The sequence below is a fragment of the Vibrio ruber DSM 16370 genome (assembly GCF_900163965.1).
Classification (GTDB): Bacteria; Pseudomonadota; Gammaproteobacteria; order Enterobacterales; family Vibrionaceae; genus Vibrio; species Vibrio ruber.
On the sequence record NZ_FULE01000035.1, the window covers coordinates 16,266 to 33,385 of the forward strand.

The following is a 17,120-nucleotide window of genomic DNA, read 5'->3' on the forward strand; positions in this document are numbered from 1 at the left end:
CTGATACACCTTCATGCTTGCATACGCATGGTAGATACACGCCCTAACGGTTCTTTATTTTTCGGTCGCAAGAGGGCAATACTTCCCGTTTTATCGCCAAAAACTCACCAACAGAAATTCAAAAACAGAAAGTCGGTCTCTTCATAGCGAAGCAGTTTTGCATGGTCGTCAAGATAGAGATCCAATCGACACACATTGTGTAAATCAGGTTGCCCTTCTTCGGCGATCATATCCAGCGCATCAATCACTGAACGCTGATTTTTGTAAGACCAACTGACTGAGGCCAAAATATCCGGTGAGAAAAAAGTCGCTAGCCATGGCCGTTTAATAACAAACATCACTGACCCTTGTGAAACATCTTTGATTTCTGATGTATCGTCATACTGATATAGCCAAACCTGTATCGGCTTGTCTGGGTTGTTGTAATGAATGTACATCCGTTTCGGAAAGAAAAAAGCAACGATAAAACCGATACATATCAATAAAAGAATCATTCGAATTATTTTGACTGGACTAGCTTTCATTTTCTAATTCTTTTCTGTGGGGGTGAAAACATAAATGAATGTCACGAGCTGCGTCAGAAAAACTCGCTTGCTCCAACCGTTTCATTAACTCCGGTGGGGTCAATGTTGCTAACGAATCACCGTAATCCTGATATAGTTTGAAACCAACCTTCACAGCAATCACATCATCCGGGGCATCGCCCGAAGTGGTCATATTATCGAGAAACTGTGCTCCGCCTGCACCTCGTAACAAAAGCTCTTGGCTAAAACCGCAAGCCAAACCAACATAGCCATAATGTACATTGGACCAAATATCATAAAAATAATCATGTCTTTTATATTTATGCCAATAACTTTTAGAGTCAGTCGGTGGTTTATCATTAGGTTTTTTATTTTGCCGATATGCTCGTACTTTCGCTAATGTCCATAATTTACGATGTACAGCAACAGCTTTTAAACTTGGGTTATCACGAATTAATGGCTTATGATCCCACAAATGCCCTTTATATACTTTTTCGAGCCACAATGCGCTTGCCGTAATCAAGTCTGGCCTTGGCATAGGTACAAACAATTGTTTATACCACGGTAATTGCTGCCATTCCTTCAGCCGCTTATACTTATAATCCAACAAATATCGAATCGTTTCACAAGTCTGACTCTGAATATTGGTTTTCATTTCACCAATAATGTACTCAGCGACCAGTAAGGCACCATCTGAATGTTGACACGATAACAAAATAGACACTGGATCAAGCGTAGAGGCGGGGGTCGAGACAACCTCTTTTTTCAGTACCCAGCCCGATGTATCTGACATTATATTTCCTTAATAAATATTTGGACTTTTTTCGGCTGAGTACCTGTATCTGTAACGGGTAACTGTCCACTGTGATCGGTTTTTCCCTGAGCAATTATCTCTCCATCAACAACAATACGATATTCCACATCCCGAAGCGGTTGTCCCGTTTCATCTTTCATAATAAAGGCACGATCATGCAGTTTTTTCATCAGTTGTGGTTGTGGAACCTCATCACCAATATTAACCGTACCACCCCCCATTGTTACCCCACCACAATTCACCGAACCGCCTGTAATCGCTGCTGGTTTGTTGTTAATCGTCACAGTAGAAGAACCCGATGATATTTTTCGTGCGTGAGGTGGATGCTTTGGTTTGGAATGTGACTCGAGAGGATCCCCGACCCGAGCAGCGGGAATACCATCCATGAAAACGTCGGGAGAGCCGGAAGTGACAGGTGTTGGTGGAAATCCATCATGAGCAGTTCCGGTGTCTCCGACACGAACAGCTTTAGCCATAACTTTTATTGGATCCAATAACTATGAATGATATTTTCAAATATCACATTGAACACAATCCAACAACTCAATTATGCAACTAGTTTTATTTTTTGAGAGATGGTGTCAGAAACTTTTATCACTTATTCATTTAATGATTAAGCCCCTATCCGATTCAATCTGAACAGATCAAAGCTAGGACTGATCGTGTCGTACCATTGCCCAATAAATCGGGCGGATGATCGGTATCATCTCCCACGTTGCAGGTCTGAAAGAACAAATGGCATTGCGGATTGATGTCGTGCCCTCACTGACCGGATCGACGGTTAAGATTCGTAGTTAAGTGTCACGACTCACTGATACACGCTCATCAGTTGCAACGGATTAAATGGCGCATTAAACGGGGGTTGCGCCGATAATTTTTCGATCCGCTGCATGTCCAGTTGCTGAAACTCCGATTCCAATGCTTGCGGCCGATATGTTTTCTGAATTTTTAGCCACTCATCTAATCTTGTTTTATCTCCGGTTTCTGCGACATAATTCAGTAAATCTTGGCTATAGCGAGCCTTCTCTTCTGCGACACATTGATCGTTTGCCATTTCACTCAAAATAGATACGACCATCACTTTTTTTTCCCGAGACAGTGAAGACAACCAAGCCGATTTAATATCATCTTTAGCCACTTTTGCTCTTTTGTGGCGACATTGTTCGATCTTCACGTTCAAATTGTCATAACTTGTCAGCATTTTTTGCCGTAAATAGTCATGTATCGATGTCGCATTGGCTGAATAGCTGAAAAAACACAGCACTATCATCAGCCAGTTTTGAACACGCATTATTTTAGAACGCACTTGCTTATAAAGCATTGTAAACACACTCCCAGAAGGTTCTCTCTTTTCCCATTGATAACATAGCAGTTTGAAAAGCGATTTTCTCTAACCTTTCTCGTTTCACGGCCTCGACCGACTGAAGGGCTTGAGCAAGCAGGGCTAATCATGCGAGGCGCTGCTACCACAGTTGACTGTATAGCGATGTTCATCAATGATGGACGCTGGTGATTGCCTCCCAGTAAAAGGGAAAATAAAGCGACCGGTCGATACGTAAATAACAAGGAGCGTTGCGTGAAAATAACAGTATTGGATGACTATCAGGATGTGGTCAAAACCTTGGATTGTTTCAAATTATTGTCAGCGCATGACGTGACCGTTTTAACCGAAACCTATGCTGAGCCAGAGTTGGTTGCCAGACTCAAAGACACCGAAGCACTTGTTTTGATTCGAGAGCGTACCACCATCACTGAATCATTGCTTGCTCAGCTTCCCCGTCTCAAAGTGATTAGTCAGACAGGCAAAGTGAGCCAGCATATTGATGTTCAATTGTGCGAGAAATATGGGATTACTGTGTTAGAAGGACGGGGCTCACCGGTAGCCCCCGCTGAATTGTGCTGGGCCTTGCTGATGGCTGCCAGTCGCCATATCCCGGCCTATGCTGCAAACCTCAGAAACAATCAATGGCAAAACGCTGGTGAACTTGGTTTAGGACGCACGCTAAAGGGACTCAAACTCGGGATTTGGGGCTACGGGAATATCGGACAGAAAATCGCTCAATATGCGAAAGTATTTGAAATGTCCGTTGTCGTCTGGGGCAGTGAGCACTCCCGGGCACTCGCTCAAGCACACGGCTTTGAAGCTGCGGCGTCAAAGCAAGCGTTCTTCTCCACTGCGGATATTGTTTCACTGCATTTACGTCTCAATGATGCCACACGAGCGTGTGTTACCGCTGACGATTTAAAACAAATGAAACCGGATTCCCTCTTTCTGAACGTGAGTCGTTCGGAGCTGGTTGAACAATCAGCGCTATACAACGAGCTTAGTGCGGTTCCGACTAAACAAGCTGCGATTGACGTGTTTGATTCTGAACCTGCGTCAATTCATCACGAACCGTTACTCTCACTGCCAAACGTCATCGCAACCCCTCATATTGGCTATGTGGAGAAAAACAGTTATGAGCTATATTTCAAAATCGCTTTTGAGAACATTTTGGCGTACTTGAAAGAGACGGTATAAATTCGACGACCGGGAATCACCGTATGATTTTCCTGCTGGCGGGTCTTAGCGTGTAGCTCTCCAGCAGAAATTCAGCGACAGAAAGTCGGTTTCTTCATAACGAACTAGTTTTCTTTTTTTAATTCTGTTCTGAATGAATGAAGACATAAATGAGTGTCACGACCAAATTTAACTCTCATTGATCAGAATTGGGACGAATTGTGTCAGTTCATTGATCACCGAACAATCTAAATCATAATATATTCCGTCACCCGGTTGTGTTGATACCCTCCATCACTGGAAAAGGTCTTATAGTTAAAGAAAGGATGCAATTCATGATCGATATTCAAGAGCCAACGATATCTGACGCAGCAGCCATCGCAGCACTACTCGGGTCACTTGGTTACCCCGGTACAGAACCATTTATTGAAAGCCGAATCACTCAACTTATCTCCCATGACGACGATGTTCTCCTGATCGCTGTTAAAGAGAATGTGGTGATTGGTGTTATTTCTCTGCACTTTATTCCACAGCTTGCTTTGCCCAGAGATTTGTGCCGCATTAGTTATTTTTGTGTCTCTGAAACATCCCGGGGTGAGGGTGTCGGGGCTATGCTTGAGTCTCACGCTGTTGATATTGCGAAAGCGCGCGGCTGTGATCGCATTGAAGTTCATTGCAATTTCAGACGAGTGGATGCACACCGCTTTTATGACCGGCAAGGGTATGTAGAATCGCCAAAGTATTTATTTAAATCACTCGATTAAACCGCAACAAAACGTAAGCAGCAATAGAATCTGACCCAGATTTTTGTATCAAATATACATAACAGCACATAAGAGATTCTGCTATTTCTCAATAATCTGATTACGTTTGATGAGCTGAATTTGATTACAGAAGCTGTAGAAGGGATTGAATTGAGATAAAAATGGGGAAGCAGTTCACTGCTCCCCCATTTAGAAATCCATAAGGAGAGACATTCGTCTCTCCTATTCCGTTACGCTTCGGCAAAAATATTCAATATTGGGCCACTGGCAGGAATATTGTTTTGCTCCTGCTCTTTGGCAATCTTGGTTAACTGAGCTTCAAATGCTTCATCCGTCATGTTTCGCCAGTAGCGCGGGTCGCGATTGGTTTGTTGGTCATACTCGGCTGTGGTCAGGTCAAGATGGCGGAACGGCTCTAACATCGGGATATCGGGCAGCGGTTTGCTGACATCCATATATTGCTGAATCATATTCCATAGGCGGTGATACTCGGCAACAGGGGCATTTACCCCGACCAGAGAGCCAATATTCACCCCATATTTGTAGTTATTATAACGATGAACCAGCATCAAACGGTAACTCAGCAATCCCTGATGATTAGGGTTACTGGCAAGAATACAGTCAAACTCAATAAATGGGTGGGTAAAGATTTTGCGGTTACCCGCACCGTAGAGAGTAACCATACCTGTTTCACGGTTCAGGCAATACTTTTTGCGGGCAAACCAACGTTCTAGTTGATCCTTGCTCATATTTGGATCGATACGATTAAAAATAAATATGGGTAAATAAATAATAAAGGCTGGTAATGCTAAATATAAACTAATATCAAGCACTGTTTGAATTGCCATATTAATGCCCGCATCACCAAAAATCATTATTAAAGTTAAGATACATAGTAAAGGATAGATAAAGCATAAAAAAAACTTTGCTAGTCCAGATATAAATAAATATATATGAGCCCAAGATCGAAATTCTAAAGGTTGTATACTTTGGTGATTCCAAAATAGATTATCTAGAGTAGATTCATTACTAGCTAAAGAAGGTTTCTGCTGTCTAATTGATAATGTAGAGATACTTTTGTTTACTTGAGAAAAAGGAAATACCTGCCCCCGCTTGCGCATTTTTTCCATTAACCCCCGAGATTTTTCCGGCTGAGGCTGTGGGGTAAACTGTTCACTGTTATAGGCCGTGGGTTGGTAAGTCATTCAGCGTTCTCTTCAATCAGTGGTAACTGGTAATGCAGCCAGAATTTATCAGCATTATCCTCATCTTTAAACGTTGGCTGTTGTCCGTGCCCCGGTTGGGGGGAGGGGGTGGGATCATCTAAGGCTGCTACGGGAAATATCATCCCGTTAATAACAGATTGTAAGCGAACGAGAAAACCTGCTTCATAATGGTATAACTCATGTTTTGAATAGAGGAACCCGGTATCTAACTTGTCTTTAGGGACGCTTTTTCTAAAACCGTAACCATATAACTCCCCGTTAGCCGTTGATTCAATTTTCAATGGCTGATCATTGTCCTTATCAATATCAATCAACGTATGTGTTCTGACATATCCCGTCCGACTAGGTGTATCCACCAGACGACTTTTATGCTCCATAATGGCCTGACGAACAAAGAGTAAAGCGCTTTCTTTATCCTGATTCAGTAGCTGAGACATATTTGATCGAACCCATAATAAATGTGTGACACCGGCTTGTTTCCACTCCGACTTCTCAGCATCAGACAGTCGTGTTTGTGTCTGAATATCATACATATTGATTTCAACATTCAGCAACATCCCTAATAGCCGCTGAAAGGCTATATCGGCATCCTGTAAATGCTGATAATCATCGCCTGGATCTGCTGAAAACGGACCATTTTTCAGCCAGATTTCGATCGGGGTATCTTTGAGGAACATATATAAAACTCCGCCAACAATCATAATGGCTATTCCCCACGGGCCCAATACAGAAAGAGCCGCGCCTTCAGCGGCCATACCCCCGAATGTTGCCATCGCAGTACCGATACCAACTGCCCACATTGCAGCGGCTGCATCGTCATCATTACTATTTACAAGGTTCATTGCATCGTACATAGCAATTCCAGCAGTTAAAAAGCCTGCGGAAACACTGGCAAAGGCAAGACGAGAATATATCGTTCGCAACCCAACACTTTCAAGTGTTGATGCAAATTTTCCACCAACTCTAATCCACTCTGATGTTGTCAGTACAGTAAATCTTGCACCTGCACCCAAAGTTAGATTAACACTATGCGTTATAGCGATACTCAAATCTAAAACTACACTGGAAATATTAGCTAGAGAATATCTGACATTTTTTCCTTGAGAAAGATTCACAAAATGCTGCCAGTTTGCCCGTAAATTCCATAATTCTATGCAGACCAAAAAATGTGGAATACGCAGTTTCTCGTAGGCGTTACTGGCGGTAATTCCCTCTTTGCCTATATCACTGAGCGCCCGTTTGGCGTTAACCTGATTATAGGCTTTGGCAATATCATCGGTCTCAGGAACGACGACAACTTTTAAAGGGGCTTTTGCTGATAATGCTTCGCCGGCTTCGGCTGCGACTCTCGCAGCAGCTTTCTTATTTGTTGAAAGAACGAGTTTTCCGTTCTCTTCATAGACTCGCCCCATCGCCTTGCCGCCTTTACGACTGGAGACATAATTGCGATCGGCCTCTGATAATCCCCATTCCAGCCCTTGACCATGAACACCGACGACATAGCCTGTGGTTTTTGCACCATTAATATCAATATAAGTGAGTCTGCCAAATACTTTGGGGCTCATGGCTTTCATGGTTGCCAGTAATGGCGCATAAACAGCACTGAACTGAATGGCTGTTGAAGAGACTTTATTTAACTCAATTGACAGACTATTTAAGGCACTGAAATAGTCGCGAAGATTACCGTCGATAGTCCCTGAAATTCGGCGAACCGTCGGAAATTGCTGCTCGCCATTATCAGAGGCGTCATCAGGGAAAAGCTGAGCGACTTCCAATACTTCCATTACTTTAGGCTTGACCAACAAATTATCATCGGCCCAGCGAGCGATAGACTCTGGTGTACAAAGACCGGAGCCGTCATTGAAAGGCTTTGGTGCTTTATATTCGGCTTCTAATGTGACTTTACCTTCTTCAATAAACAACAATTCATGCAAGGGATGTTGACGATCATTATTGAGTAGCCTGACCAAGTTGTCTTGATAATCGAGTTTACCCCAGTTTTCTTTTGGTTCTAAGGTATCAATTTGTTCCGGATTGATTGCCAGAGAACTGACTGCGTTGCCGACAAACGGATAAATTGCAGCAGCATTGGTATCATCCAAACTTGTGATATCTTTCAATACCGATGCGAATACCTCTTCTTCAATTTCATGCGCTAATCGGCTCTGAATATGACGAAGTACGGAGCGACACTTCTCTCTTTCTGTTGTCCGCAATGTGCGATGAAAACGCCCACCGAAATAAGTATCGAAGTCACTGGTATCCGTATAATCATGGTAGGGGTTTTCCTGATTTCCCCATTTTTTCGGCATTAAAAAGCGTTGTACCAGCTCAGCACTGGCAAAATATTTCTGCATGGATGTATCTTTGAGTAGGAGCCCCAGATAACTCACACATCCTTTGATCAGAAAACTTTTATGTCGGATATTAAATAATGGGTCGGCTAACACAATACCTCGAAGCAGACGATTTTTTGCATCTGCCAGATAATCGTTGACTGAAGGTCTTGTCCAGTCTGGTTTTTTATCCGAGTCATTTGTTTCTCCCGGTGCTGTGTCTGCTTGTTTCGTGGTGTTATCTGCTGATTTTTTCTTTTTCTCTTCTTCCTGCAATAATTCCAGCAACATGCTTTGGCGTAGAATCGAGTCGTAATAATAAGGGGAATGATCCGGATGAATCCCAAATTGCCGGACTGCTTCATCACCACTGTTCCAAGCGCTTTGGATTGAAGATTTAATGGATGCTGTCGCCTCAGATAACCAGCTTCCTGCAAGATTACGATTAAAGTCTTTAGGCTCGCCAAGAAACATTTCTGTCTCCATTTCTCGCATCCGCATTTCGGGCAATGGTTTTTCTTGCTTTTTGGCTTCTGCCCGAATCACTCGCATCTGTGCTGAATTTTCTGCGATTTTTTCCATCCGCTTGTTCAATTCGGATAGGTGGGCTTCTAGGCGGTTGATCCGCGCACCGCTCCACTGTACCTCTGAGTACGCCATGCGAATATCGGTTTTACGGCCATTCTCTTTGGCCGGGTACCAAATCTCTTTTAATGCTTCGCCCGTGACTTCACGTTTCGTCTCGGTTTTGACCGGCTTATCCCGGCCTTGCCGATAAGCAAAGAGGTTAACGTCTTTGAAACAGGGCTCTCCGGCATCCGTGGCTGAAACTTCGATTTCCCGCCAGATTTTGCCGTTGTAAGCAATATAGAGATAACCGTCACGTAAAGGAGCAATGCGCTCTTCAGGGGTTGCGTGCTCTTTAAATGTGGGTAACAGCGTCAGCGGGATAAATGAATGGAGCTGATATTTTTGCGGGCCTTTTGCGATCCGTTGGGTATGGCTGACATTGTCGAACAGCGGCAGCATGATCGGGCCATCGCTGGCTTTCACCGAGAGCCAGACATTGCGATTTTCTTTTTCCTGACACCAGTCCCAGCCGTAGATCGTCGTTTCAGCGAGGGCTTTGTCGGTATACTTCTTTCCCTCCAGCGCGAATTGTTGCTTCATATCGGTCAGATCATAGAACGTAAAATCCTGCTGGGTGTCGTGTTGGGTACCGGTGACTTCGATCAACAGCAGTTTGTTATGATCACATGTACAAGCCATAAGTTATAATCCTCTCGCCACGCGTTGTTCTAATTGTGCTATTTTCTGCTCCGGCTGGAGCGCTAAGAATTGCTCTTCCGGCTGGAAGGTATCTAAATAAAACTGGTTCTGCTGAGCCCACAGACGTAACTGGTTTTGCAGCGGTGCTGCTTGAATGTTGTGGTTGTCGCAGAAACGGGTAACCTGATGCTGACATAACCAGTCAATCTCACGGATATCAGACTGCTGTGCCCATGCCGCAATGGTTTTATCTTCGCTCAGGCGTGCCAGTGCCTGCGCTTGACCGGGCTGCATCACCCAGACATCCGGGTCCGCTTCACTATGCCCATCACCGACTTCGACCCAGCCTGGCGGCTCACTCAATTGTTGGCGATAGACCATTGCTGAGCAGCATAACCCGAGCCATCCACTGGTTTCTTCAGCGGCTGCCAGCGTGAAAAAGTAACTGGCAACCTGAGGATGATAGTAATGGAGCAGGCCGGTTGTATTGCCTTCAAAATAAACCACCATCCGCGTACGCAGTTGATGGAGCACTTCGGCCAGCGACACCTGAGCCGGGGCAGAGAAGTAAAGCGTCTGCTCAGGCGGGAGTCTGTCAGTCAGCGGGTCACCGCCACCATATTTCAGGGCAATCACCAGCGGGCTCTCATCCTGTAAGGTCTCTAAAACGGTCATCAGGTAAAGCGGCTCAATCTGATGGCCGTCAATCCACTGATAAACCGCAGCCGCCAGCCCGGTATCACCGCGAACCACGGCATACCAGTTGACCGCCTGACCGTGATATTCGTGTGTTAAATTCAGCATGTTTGCCCATACCTTATCATCAGATCTTTCCATGCCACCATTAACTTGTGTTCTCAGTACTTTCAACGAAACTGAAGTCCACCGTTTCGTCCCAACGAGACCCAAAAGACTCTCTTTTTCTCAATGCAGTTTCTCGACGTTTTCATATCACTAAAACAAAGTAAATCTGAGTCTTCATCAGTCATTTGATCAACTTTATAACCAGAACCAATATCCCAAAATATGATATCAAAATGACCATTTTTATTTGGCTTTGGGACATCATAATGCTCTTTTAAGTAGTCCTTATTCTTATCCCACCAATCAATTTTCCTTTGTTGTGTTACCGGAAAGTTTTTAACAACAACACTTGTCCAATTATTTTTTTGGTGTACATCAATTATTTGTACAGGAAGCAACCATAAATAAACGCCATACCCCATACCACACACAAGCAGCATGATTACAAAACTCAACTTCTTACTCATTTCCTGCTTCCTTAAATTGTAATTACACTGTTCATTTCAGTAATAAATGGCTTAAAGTCAAATTGTCCCCAACGCCATATTACTGATATTGCAATCCCAAATTTTTCGACATAGATATGCTAAAAACCTGATTTTTTTCAATACAGTTTGCTTTCTTGTCCATATCTTTAAAACAGAGTAAATCAGAATCTTGATCAACCATTCGATCTACTCGATAACCAGAGCCAATATCCCAGAAAGTAATTTCAAAAGTTCCATCATTAAATGGTTTAGGAATACCATACTTTTCTTTTAAGAAACCTTGGTTCTCTTTCCACCATTGGATTTTTCCCCGACGGGTTACCGGGAAGTTTTTAACCACAATATCAGTCCAATGTTTATCCTGATGAACATCGACAATCTCTACAGGATGAAGTATCTGATAACCGAAATAGAGCAATCCACAAAAAATAAATGTCAGAATTACCCATAATTTTTTGTTCATGCTCGAGTCCCTTTAATTGTTACAGTGGCATTCATTTCAGTAATAAATGGTTTAAAATTAAATTCTTGCCATCTCTGTAATACAAACCACAACCGGAAAATGCGGAATTGTTTATAAACAGGGTTACATATATCGGTATCATCCAGCCCGAAATGATCCTGAACTCTATAATGAATTGCTGCAGTGAACTGGTCTTCTCTCACTTCCAGTGATTGAAGAGTAATTTGAGTTGACCATGAGTCATGAACACAAATTACTAATCCATTAGTAAAATCTTCTAAGTCATCAAACTGCGGTAAAATTGCCCCCTGAACTGCAGTATTCAAAGCTTGAGTATTAGTTTCTGGATAAATACTGTGACTCCAATCAATATTGTTTTTCAAGGCAGACTTGATGAAAAACAAAGAACTATTCTCGGAATCATCCCCTTCAATCTGCTCTTTCAGCGCCTGATCCAGTAATGGAGAACTGAACGGCTCGCCGGTGTTCTTCTGCATATGCGTTATCATTTCATGAATGACATTTTTATAGGCACCATGCCATGAGAACATCTTCGCCAGGTCACGAAACTCATCAAACATAATCTCTGACCGTTCGGCGAGGCTGAGATACTCTTCGGGTTGTTGAGAGTAGGGATTAAAGCCACCAAAGTCGCCATAACTGGTATGAATATCCGGGTACTTCAGGCCTGTATAGGCATTGAGTTTGGCCGAAACATCTGTTAAATCGAACTGTTCTTTTAATGTCTGCTCATCATAATCCCCATGATGCATGTCTCTGGCATCCATATCGTCCATCTGACGTCTGGTTTCAAAAATCATGACTGGTGTTGCTAGAGGGATTTCCTGAGCTTCATTCTCGGCTTGGCGTCCTGCTGATGACTTGCCTTGAGCTGAGTTCTGGCCGGAAGCTGATGTCGCTGGGGATGTCGCCAAACTACTGGGGTCAAAATCACTAAACGGACATGGGCCGCCCACGGGGACTTTACAGACCGGTGTGACCGGGTTGCCAGTCAGCATATCTGCTTCAACCTGTTGAATCAGGTTCGGAGAATAAGGAATCAGCTGGGGTGATGCTTGCACCTCGCTTGCCGTAAATGACGGTGCCTGCGCCTCTTCCGGAGCTGTTAACGCGGTGAGGAGGTTCGGTATGGTTGCAAGCTGGCCGGCGTAACCGCTGCCGCTGCCGGCACTGCCGCCGGAGTTAAGGTTGATCGCACCGCTGACCACATGCACGCCGCCTGCATCGACTTTGATAAAACTGCCGCCGACTTTGACGGTGATTTCATTACCGGCATCGAGTACCACAGCATTTCCGGCCTTGAGGTGCACTTCGCTGCCTGAATCGACAATGGTTTTCTGGCCGACTTTCTGATGCAGTGAGGCATCGGTTTCGAGGGTGAGGTTCTGTTTGATTGCGGTTCGCTGCTCACCGTCAATACTCAGATGGTCGTTGACCTGCACATGGCTGTAACGGTCATTTTCAACCGTGAGATGGCGGTCATGCTTAATCTGGGTGGTGCTGTCATTTTCAACCAGCGCTTCATAGTCTTTCTGCGCGTGGAGGTAAATCTTCTCGCTGCCGGACTGGTCTTCAAAACTTAATTCGTTGAAACCGGTGCCCTGATGGGTCTGGGTGCGAATCACGGTTTTGGTTTTGTGATCCGGCAGAGGATAGGGCGGCGTGTTGGTCGCGTGATAGGTGCGCCCGGTCACCATCGGTTGATCCGGGTCACCGTTGAGGAAGGTGACAATCACTTCATGGCCGATACGAGGGATCGCCATCATGCCGTACTGGGCGCCTGCCCAGCCTTGTGCGACGCGCACCCAGCAGGAGCTGTGCTCGTCTTCGTTGCTGTAACGGTCCCACGGGAAAGAGACTTTCACCCGGCCATGTTCATCACAGTAGATTTCTTCGCCTTCGGGGCCGACAACGGTCGCGACCATCGGGCCATCGACTTGCGGTTTTGGCTGGGGCTGCATACGCCACAGGGTTTCATTCGGGATGACGACAAACTGGTTGCTGTAAGTCGTCGCACCGCTGCCACCGGACTCTTCCAGTGCTTGCGGCTGACTGCCCTGATGGTCAATCCCGACAATCAGCCAGGGGCGATTCATTGCACTATCAAGGTGGTCGGCCAGTGTAAACACCACCCCGGCCTGAAGTTTGGCTTCGTTACTTTTACCGGTTGCGGTATGACTGGTGCGGCGCAGATGTTCGAGCTTAATCTGACTGAAGGCTTTGCCGCTGGCATCGTCTTTATAGCGCCCCGGTGCATCGTAGTGTTGGTAGTCCGGCAACTGATAGGCCATGTCACTGCCAAGTGCCGACTGTTTAAAGCTGTAAGACGGCTTTTTAAAACTATAGTCACGCTGCGTCACTTCGGTAACTTCGGACTGTTTGGTCTCACGCATGGCGGAGACATACGGGGTGTCAGCCACACCACCGGACAGCACGTTATACGGCACACTGCCGCCCAGCTGAGTAAATCCGGCGCTATTGTCGGTGACAATTAAGGTATGTTTTTCGGCCTCGTGGCTGAAGGTATACATTAAGCCTTCTTCTGCCGCCAGCCGGTGGAAGAACTCTAGGTCGGTCTCCCGATACTGAACACAGAACTCCCGCGGTGCACATTCGCGTTTGACGGAGAAAGCGTAGTCGGTGATGTTCATTTCCGAGAGGAGGATCGCCAGAATCTCAGGGACGGTTTTTTGTTGGAAAATCCGGCTGTTGTGGCGCAATGACAACCGCTCAAGGGACGGCACCAGTGTCAGGGAATAATAAGTGTGATGATGGCCGGTATCACCGCGGCTGAAGCTGCGCACAATGCCGTGGACTTGCTGCACCACTTCGCCATTGCGGATGACTTCCAGCACGGCTGCGGTATCAACCAGTTGCTCGGCACTGATGCCGGAATCGCGGCTGGCCAGCTCGATGTGATAGCGAAAGCCATACACCGGGTTTCCCTGTGCATCCAATGAATCAGAGATCGATTCATGTCCCTGATAGTCACGGACGACCAAGGCTTCACCGACACCACTGACAAGACGGAAGTTCAAAGTCCCCATAGTTTTTTCCTGACATTGTTAAATAAGCAAATGATGAAGATGACTGCTCTGTCTGAATGTGGATGCGCTTATCTATTTATTTTTGCAGACGAAAACAGAACCGAGATATTATAACGAAACGGTTATATGAATCTTGATGAAATTGAAAATCAATCGGGTCGGGTAAAGAGAAAAGGTATTTTTCTGGAGGAACGTCTCAGTTCTGGAATAGACTCACATTTTGATATATAACGATTTTTATGGTGAATAAGAAATTTTCGCACGGCATTCAGACATACCTTCACCTGATTTAACCTCATACAGATAAGGAAAAATTCAGCATATGGAAATCAAAATCGATGATTTATCCGGTGGAGAAGTGATCAGATTACTCGAAGAACATCTGGCAGATATGTACAGTAATTCTCCCCCGGAAAGTGTACATGCCTTAGATATGAATGCGCTAAAATCTCCGGAAATTACCTTCTTTAGCGGTTGGCACGGCGATGAGCTGCAAGGTTGTCTAGCCTTCAAACAACTGACCCCTGAGCATATTGAGTTGAAATCAATGAGAACCTCGAAGTCTGCCCGCCAATCCGGTGTAGCCACCAAGCTTCTTATTCATGCACTCAATATCGCAATTGACAGAGGATATCAGCAAGTCAGTCTTGAAACGGGATCTCACGACTTCTTCAGCCCGGCCAGAAAGCTATACGAAAAATTTGGTTTCCGTTATTGCGGGCCGTTTGCTCATTATCAAGAAGATCCGCATAGTCGTTTTATGACCCGAGCGCTGGTGGAAAAATTCGCATAACGAAGTACCAACCGCTTAAGCCTCATTTTTACCGTTATACACATAGCAAGGAGAAACGAACCATAGAATATCTGTTAGGCTTATTCGCATTATTGACATCCATGGTTGCAGCCACGATTGGATTTGGTGGTGGTATGCTCTTAATTGTTGTCTTTCCATCCTTTCTCAGCCCTAGCTTAATTATACCGGCTTATGGCGTGGTTCAACTCGCAAGTAACATTTCGCGAATGCTCTTTTCATTAAAATATGTCAGATGGAAACTGCTGCCTAAGTTTTTGATTGGCTCCGTCATAGGGGCACTGTTTATTGGCTATGGTCTCTCTCATATTTCAATGGATTATGTCCCCGCTGCAATTGGCTTATACATTCTACTCAACCTGTGGAGCAGCAAGTTTTCGGCGTTAGTCGGTCGATACGAAAGCTATTATGTGATTGGTTTTTTGCAAACGGGTTTAGGGTTGGTTGTCGGTGCAACTGGCCCTCTGGCTTTAAATGTATTAACCAAACAACTGAAGTCTAAAGATGAAATCATCGCTACGAGTGCGCTGTTTATGACGATCAGCCATATGGCGAAAATTCCAGTCTATTTATCTGTAACAGCGAGCCTGTTCACTGAGTTAAACCTGATTATTTACATGATTATCGGATCTATATTAGGTTCATTTTTAGGAACAAAACTTCGTTTGAGAACCAATAATGACAAGATGATTAAAATCATCAAAGTGTTACTGACCTTATTTGCCATCAAAATGATTGGGGGTGTGATGATATAGTCTGATACTTACTTTTCAGGCAACGCAGATTACTGGGTGGGTTACACTTCCTATTAACTCAATATCTAAACACTACGCCCGCAGCTACTCGCCCCTGAACTGAATATAATGTGAGTACAACATTATAAATTTCACCTTTAGTCAACTTCTCGTCGTTAAGCAGAGGCACATTTACCAAACCACTATCTTCGTTATCATCGAGTACCCGACTAATACTCACATTTTTTCCTCGACCCAAGACTTCGCCAGCACGAACCACTATTTTCGACTTGCCTGAATTCATTTTGAACGAACCTTTAGGCGTTTCATACTCACAAGCGACTACCTCATCCGAGACATTTACTAATGACAAACTACTTCCTTCATAGTGTGAGAAATCCCCTTTAGTTAGTTGACAGCTAGCAGCGTAGTCATCGGCACTTTTCTTGTCCCAAGTAGGGCCATAGAAGATGGTAAACTGTCCATCTTGTAAATTAAGGTCACAATCTACAACAGTTTCACTTCGAATTTCTTCTTTAGTCAGATAATGCTTCACTACGTACTGCTTAGCTCTGTTTTCAAAAATGTATAAGTAGCCACCGTCACCAGGGGCATCTAATGGTATTGTCAGAGAGAGATTTAGAGATGAATCTGATAATAGTTGGATTGCTTTGAATGCAGTTCTTGCCTGAATCAGAATATCCATTTAGTTAACCTCTATTACACGGGCTAACCCGCTTTTGGATTAGCTCGCGTACTCAATTGACGATATTTTATTTTCGATTTAATGAGGTTAGAAACAATAAATCATGTTCATCTATATTTTTCTGCTCTGGATGGGCAAGGCGATGTAGAACTTCCTCCTCTGAGTCTATTTCGAAGTTAATTGTTCCCGACAAAAGTTCATTTTCTGAGTCGAAACCGATATCAGCGAAGTCAATCTCAAAAACATTTTCAATTTCACCGTTATCCGTAATGACTGATTTATCTGGTTTAGGCTGACTTGGATTTATTCGATCGCGGTTCAAGTAGGTATTTCCTTGTCGCCCACTCAGGTATAGGTACCCTATATAGTTAATAGTAAATGACCTGCTCCCCTAAATCTAGTCCAGTCTATACTTAGTGATGTTCATCCAACCAAGGAGATGATGAACATGAAGAAGCGATTCAACGAACAACAGATCATTACCATTCTTAAAGAAGCCGAAGCAGGTATTCCCGTCAGGGAGTTGTGCCGTAAACACGGGATCTCGGATGCGACTTTTTACACCTGGCGCAAAAAATATGCGGGAATGGATGTCTCCGAAGCCCGTCGGCTT

General features: G+C 44.4%; 16 protein-coding genes and 2 pseudogenes. 5 read left to right on the forward strand and 13 right to left on the reverse strand.

All coding sequences use genetic code 11. From position 1 onward, the window contains the following. Positions 1 to 104: 104 nt before the first annotated feature. The 4 genes and pseudogenes from VR7878_RS13505 to VR7878_RS13520 form a co-directional block, all read right to left on the reverse strand. A complete protein-coding gene (locus VR7878_RS13505; protein WP_139344090.1) occupies positions 105 to 524 on the reverse strand; it encodes a hypothetical protein in 420 nt (139 codons plus the stop codon). After that, the gene (locus VR7878_RS13510; RefSeq protein ID WP_077336618.1) at positions 514 to 1,317 is read right to left on the reverse strand and encodes a polymorphic toxin type 44 domain-containing protein; all 804 of its coding nucleotides are present in this window, start codon (positions 1,315 to 1,317) and stop codon (positions 514 to 516) included. Before VR7878_RS13510 ends, VR7878_RS13505 begins: the two co-directional genes overlap by 11 nt. 215 nt (positions 1,318 to 1,532) lie before the next feature. Further along, a pseudogene (locus VR7878_RS21630) lies at positions 1,533 to 1,814 on the reverse strand (type VI secretion system PAAR protein); the annotation flags it as partial. Between the two features lie 332 nt (positions 1,815 to 2,146). After that, positions 2,147 to 2,659 (reverse strand): hypothetical protein, encoded by a 513-nt coding sequence (locus VR7878_RS13520; protein WP_139344091.1) that lies wholly within the window; start codon positions 2,657 to 2,659, stop codon positions 2,147 to 2,149. Positions 2,660 to 2,914: 255 nt separating this feature from the next. On the opposite strand from VR7878_RS13520, the gene VR7878_RS13525 reads away from it, so the two are divergent. Beyond that, the gene (locus VR7878_RS13525) at positions 2,915 to 3,859 is read left to right on the forward strand and encodes a D-2-hydroxyacid dehydrogenase family protein (RefSeq protein WP_077336621.1); all 945 of its coding nucleotides are present in this window, start codon (positions 2,915 to 2,917) and stop codon (positions 3,857 to 3,859) included. A 314-nt stretch (positions 3,860 to 4,173) separates the two neighbouring features. Beyond that, complete coding sequence (locus tag VR7878_RS13530) at positions 4,174 to 4,602, forward strand: GNAT family N-acetyltransferase (RefSeq protein WP_077336622.1); 429 nt, start codon at positions 4,174 to 4,176, stop codon at positions 4,600 to 4,602. A gap of 230 nt (positions 4,603 to 4,832) precedes the next feature. On the opposite strand, the gene VR7878_RS13535 is transcribed toward VR7878_RS13530, so the two are convergent. The 7 genes and pseudogenes from VR7878_RS13535 to VR7878_RS13560 all read right to left on the reverse strand — a co-directional run. Continuing rightward, the gene (locus tag VR7878_RS13535) at positions 4,833 to 5,807 is read right to left on the reverse strand and encodes an MFS transporter (RefSeq protein WP_077336623.1); all 975 of its coding nucleotides are present in this window, start codon (positions 5,805 to 5,807) and stop codon (positions 4,833 to 4,835) included. Next, positions 5,804 to 9,433, reverse strand: a complete 3,630-nt coding sequence (locus tag VR7878_RS13540; protein WP_077336624.1) for a toxin VasX — start codon at positions 9,431 to 9,433, stop codon at positions 5,804 to 5,806. The genes VR7878_RS13535 and VR7878_RS13540 overlap by 4 nt, the downstream gene beginning before the upstream one ends. A 3-nt stretch (positions 9,434 to 9,436) precedes the next feature. Continuing rightward, positions 9,437 to 10,237 (reverse strand): DUF4123 domain-containing protein, encoded by an 801-nt coding sequence (locus tag VR7878_RS13545; RefSeq protein WP_159440470.1) that lies wholly within the window; start codon positions 10,235 to 10,237, stop codon positions 9,437 to 9,439. A 62-nt stretch (positions 10,238 to 10,299) separates the two neighbouring features. After that, entirely contained in the window at positions 10,300 to 10,704 is a 405-nt protein-coding gene (locus tag VR7878_RS13550; RefSeq protein ID WP_077336626.1) for a DUF943 family protein, read from the reverse strand. Between the two features lie 79 nt (positions 10,705 to 10,783). Further along, complete coding sequence (locus VR7878_RS13555; protein WP_077336627.1) at positions 10,784 to 11,188, reverse strand: DUF943 family protein; 405 nt, start codon at positions 11,186 to 11,188, stop codon at positions 10,784 to 10,786. Next, complete coding sequence (locus VR7878_RS21390) at positions 11,185 to 12,165, reverse strand: DUF3289 family protein (protein WP_261855983.1); 981 nt, start codon at positions 12,163 to 12,165, stop codon at positions 11,185 to 11,187. Before VR7878_RS21390 ends, VR7878_RS13555 begins: the two co-directional genes overlap by 4 nt. After that, positions 12,157 to 14,256 (reverse strand): annotated as a pseudogene (locus tag VR7878_RS13560) (type VI secretion system Vgr family protein); the annotation flags it as partial. The pseudogene VR7878_RS13560 and the gene VR7878_RS21390, both read right to left, overlap by 9 nt. 322 nt (positions 14,257 to 14,578) lie before the next feature. On the opposite strand from VR7878_RS13560, the gene VR7878_RS13565 reads away from it, so the two are divergent. Further along, positions 14,579 to 15,049 (forward strand): GNAT family N-acetyltransferase, encoded by a 471-nt coding sequence (locus tag VR7878_RS13565; protein WP_077336629.1) that lies wholly within the window; start codon positions 14,579 to 14,581, stop codon positions 15,047 to 15,049. Positions 15,050 to 15,120: 71 nt separating this feature from the next. Then, positions 15,121 to 15,822 carry a sulfite exporter TauE/SafE family protein gene (locus VR7878_RS13570; protein WP_261855984.1) on the forward strand — a complete coding sequence of 234 codons (702 nt, stop codon included), beginning with the start codon at positions 15,121 to 15,123 and terminating at the stop codon, positions 15,820 to 15,822. 58 nt (positions 15,823 to 15,880) lie between these two features. On the opposite strand, the gene VR7878_RS13575 is transcribed toward VR7878_RS13570, so the two are convergent. Both VR7878_RS13575 and VR7878_RS13580 read right to left on the reverse strand, forming a co-directional pair. After that, positions 15,881 to 16,507 carry a hypothetical protein gene (locus VR7878_RS13575; protein WP_038184140.1) on the reverse strand — a complete coding sequence of 209 codons (627 nt, stop codon included), beginning with the start codon at positions 16,505 to 16,507 and terminating at the stop codon, positions 15,881 to 15,883. Positions 16,508 to 16,574: 67 nt separating this feature from the next. Further along, positions 16,575 to 16,829, reverse strand: a complete 255-nt coding sequence (locus tag VR7878_RS13580; RefSeq protein WP_077336631.1) for a hypothetical protein — start codon at positions 16,827 to 16,829, stop codon at positions 16,575 to 16,577. A 126-nt stretch (positions 16,830 to 16,955) separates the two neighbouring features. Between VR7878_RS13580 and VR7878_RS13585 the strand changes: the two genes are divergently transcribed. Beyond that, a partial coding sequence (locus VR7878_RS13585; RefSeq protein ID WP_139343958.1) for a transposase occupies positions 16,956 to 17,120 on the forward strand: 165 nt, incomplete at its 3' end.

Bases quoted from the DNA above. Each gene is read 5' to 3' on its own strand.
- VR7878_RS13505 (WP_139344090.1), bottom strand. From the start codon at position 524: ATGAAAGCTAGTCCAGTCAAAATAATTCGAATGATTCTTTTATTGATA.
- VR7878_RS13510 (WP_077336618.1), bottom strand. From the start codon at position 1,317: ATGTCAGATACATCGGGCTGGGTACTGAAAAAAGAGGTTGTCTCGACC.
- VR7878_RS13520 (WP_139344091.1), bottom strand. From the start codon at position 2,659: ATGCTTTATAAGCAAGTGCGTTCTAAAATAATGCGTGTTCAAAACTGG.
- VR7878_RS13530 (WP_077336622.1), top strand. From the start codon at position 4,174: ATGATCGATATTCAAGAGCCAACGATATCTGACGCAGCAGCCATCGCA.
- VR7878_RS13535 (WP_077336623.1), bottom strand. From the start codon at position 5,807: ATGACTTACCAACCCACGGCCTATAACAGTGAACAGTTTACCCCACAG.
- VR7878_RS13540 (WP_077336624.1), bottom strand. From the start codon at position 9,433: ATGGCTTGTACATGTGATCATAACAAACTGCTGTTGATCGAAGTCACC.
- VR7878_RS13545 (WP_159440470.1), bottom strand. From the start codon at position 10,237: ATGCTGAATTTAACACACGAATATCACGGTCAGGCGGTCAACTGGTAT.
- VR7878_RS13550 (WP_077336626.1), bottom strand. From the start codon at position 10,704: ATGAGTAAGAAGTTGAGTTTTGTAATCATGCTGCTTGTGTGTGGTATG.
- VR7878_RS13555 (WP_077336627.1), bottom strand. From the start codon at position 11,188: ATGAACAAAAAATTATGGGTAATTCTGACATTTATTTTTTGTGGATTG.
- VR7878_RS13565 (WP_077336629.1), top strand. From the start codon at position 14,579: ATGGAAATCAAAATCGATGATTTATCCGGTGGAGAAGTGATCAGATTA.
- VR7878_RS13575 (WP_038184140.1), bottom strand. From the start codon at position 16,507: ATGGATATTCTGATTCAGGCAAGAACTGCATTCAAAGCAATCCAACTA.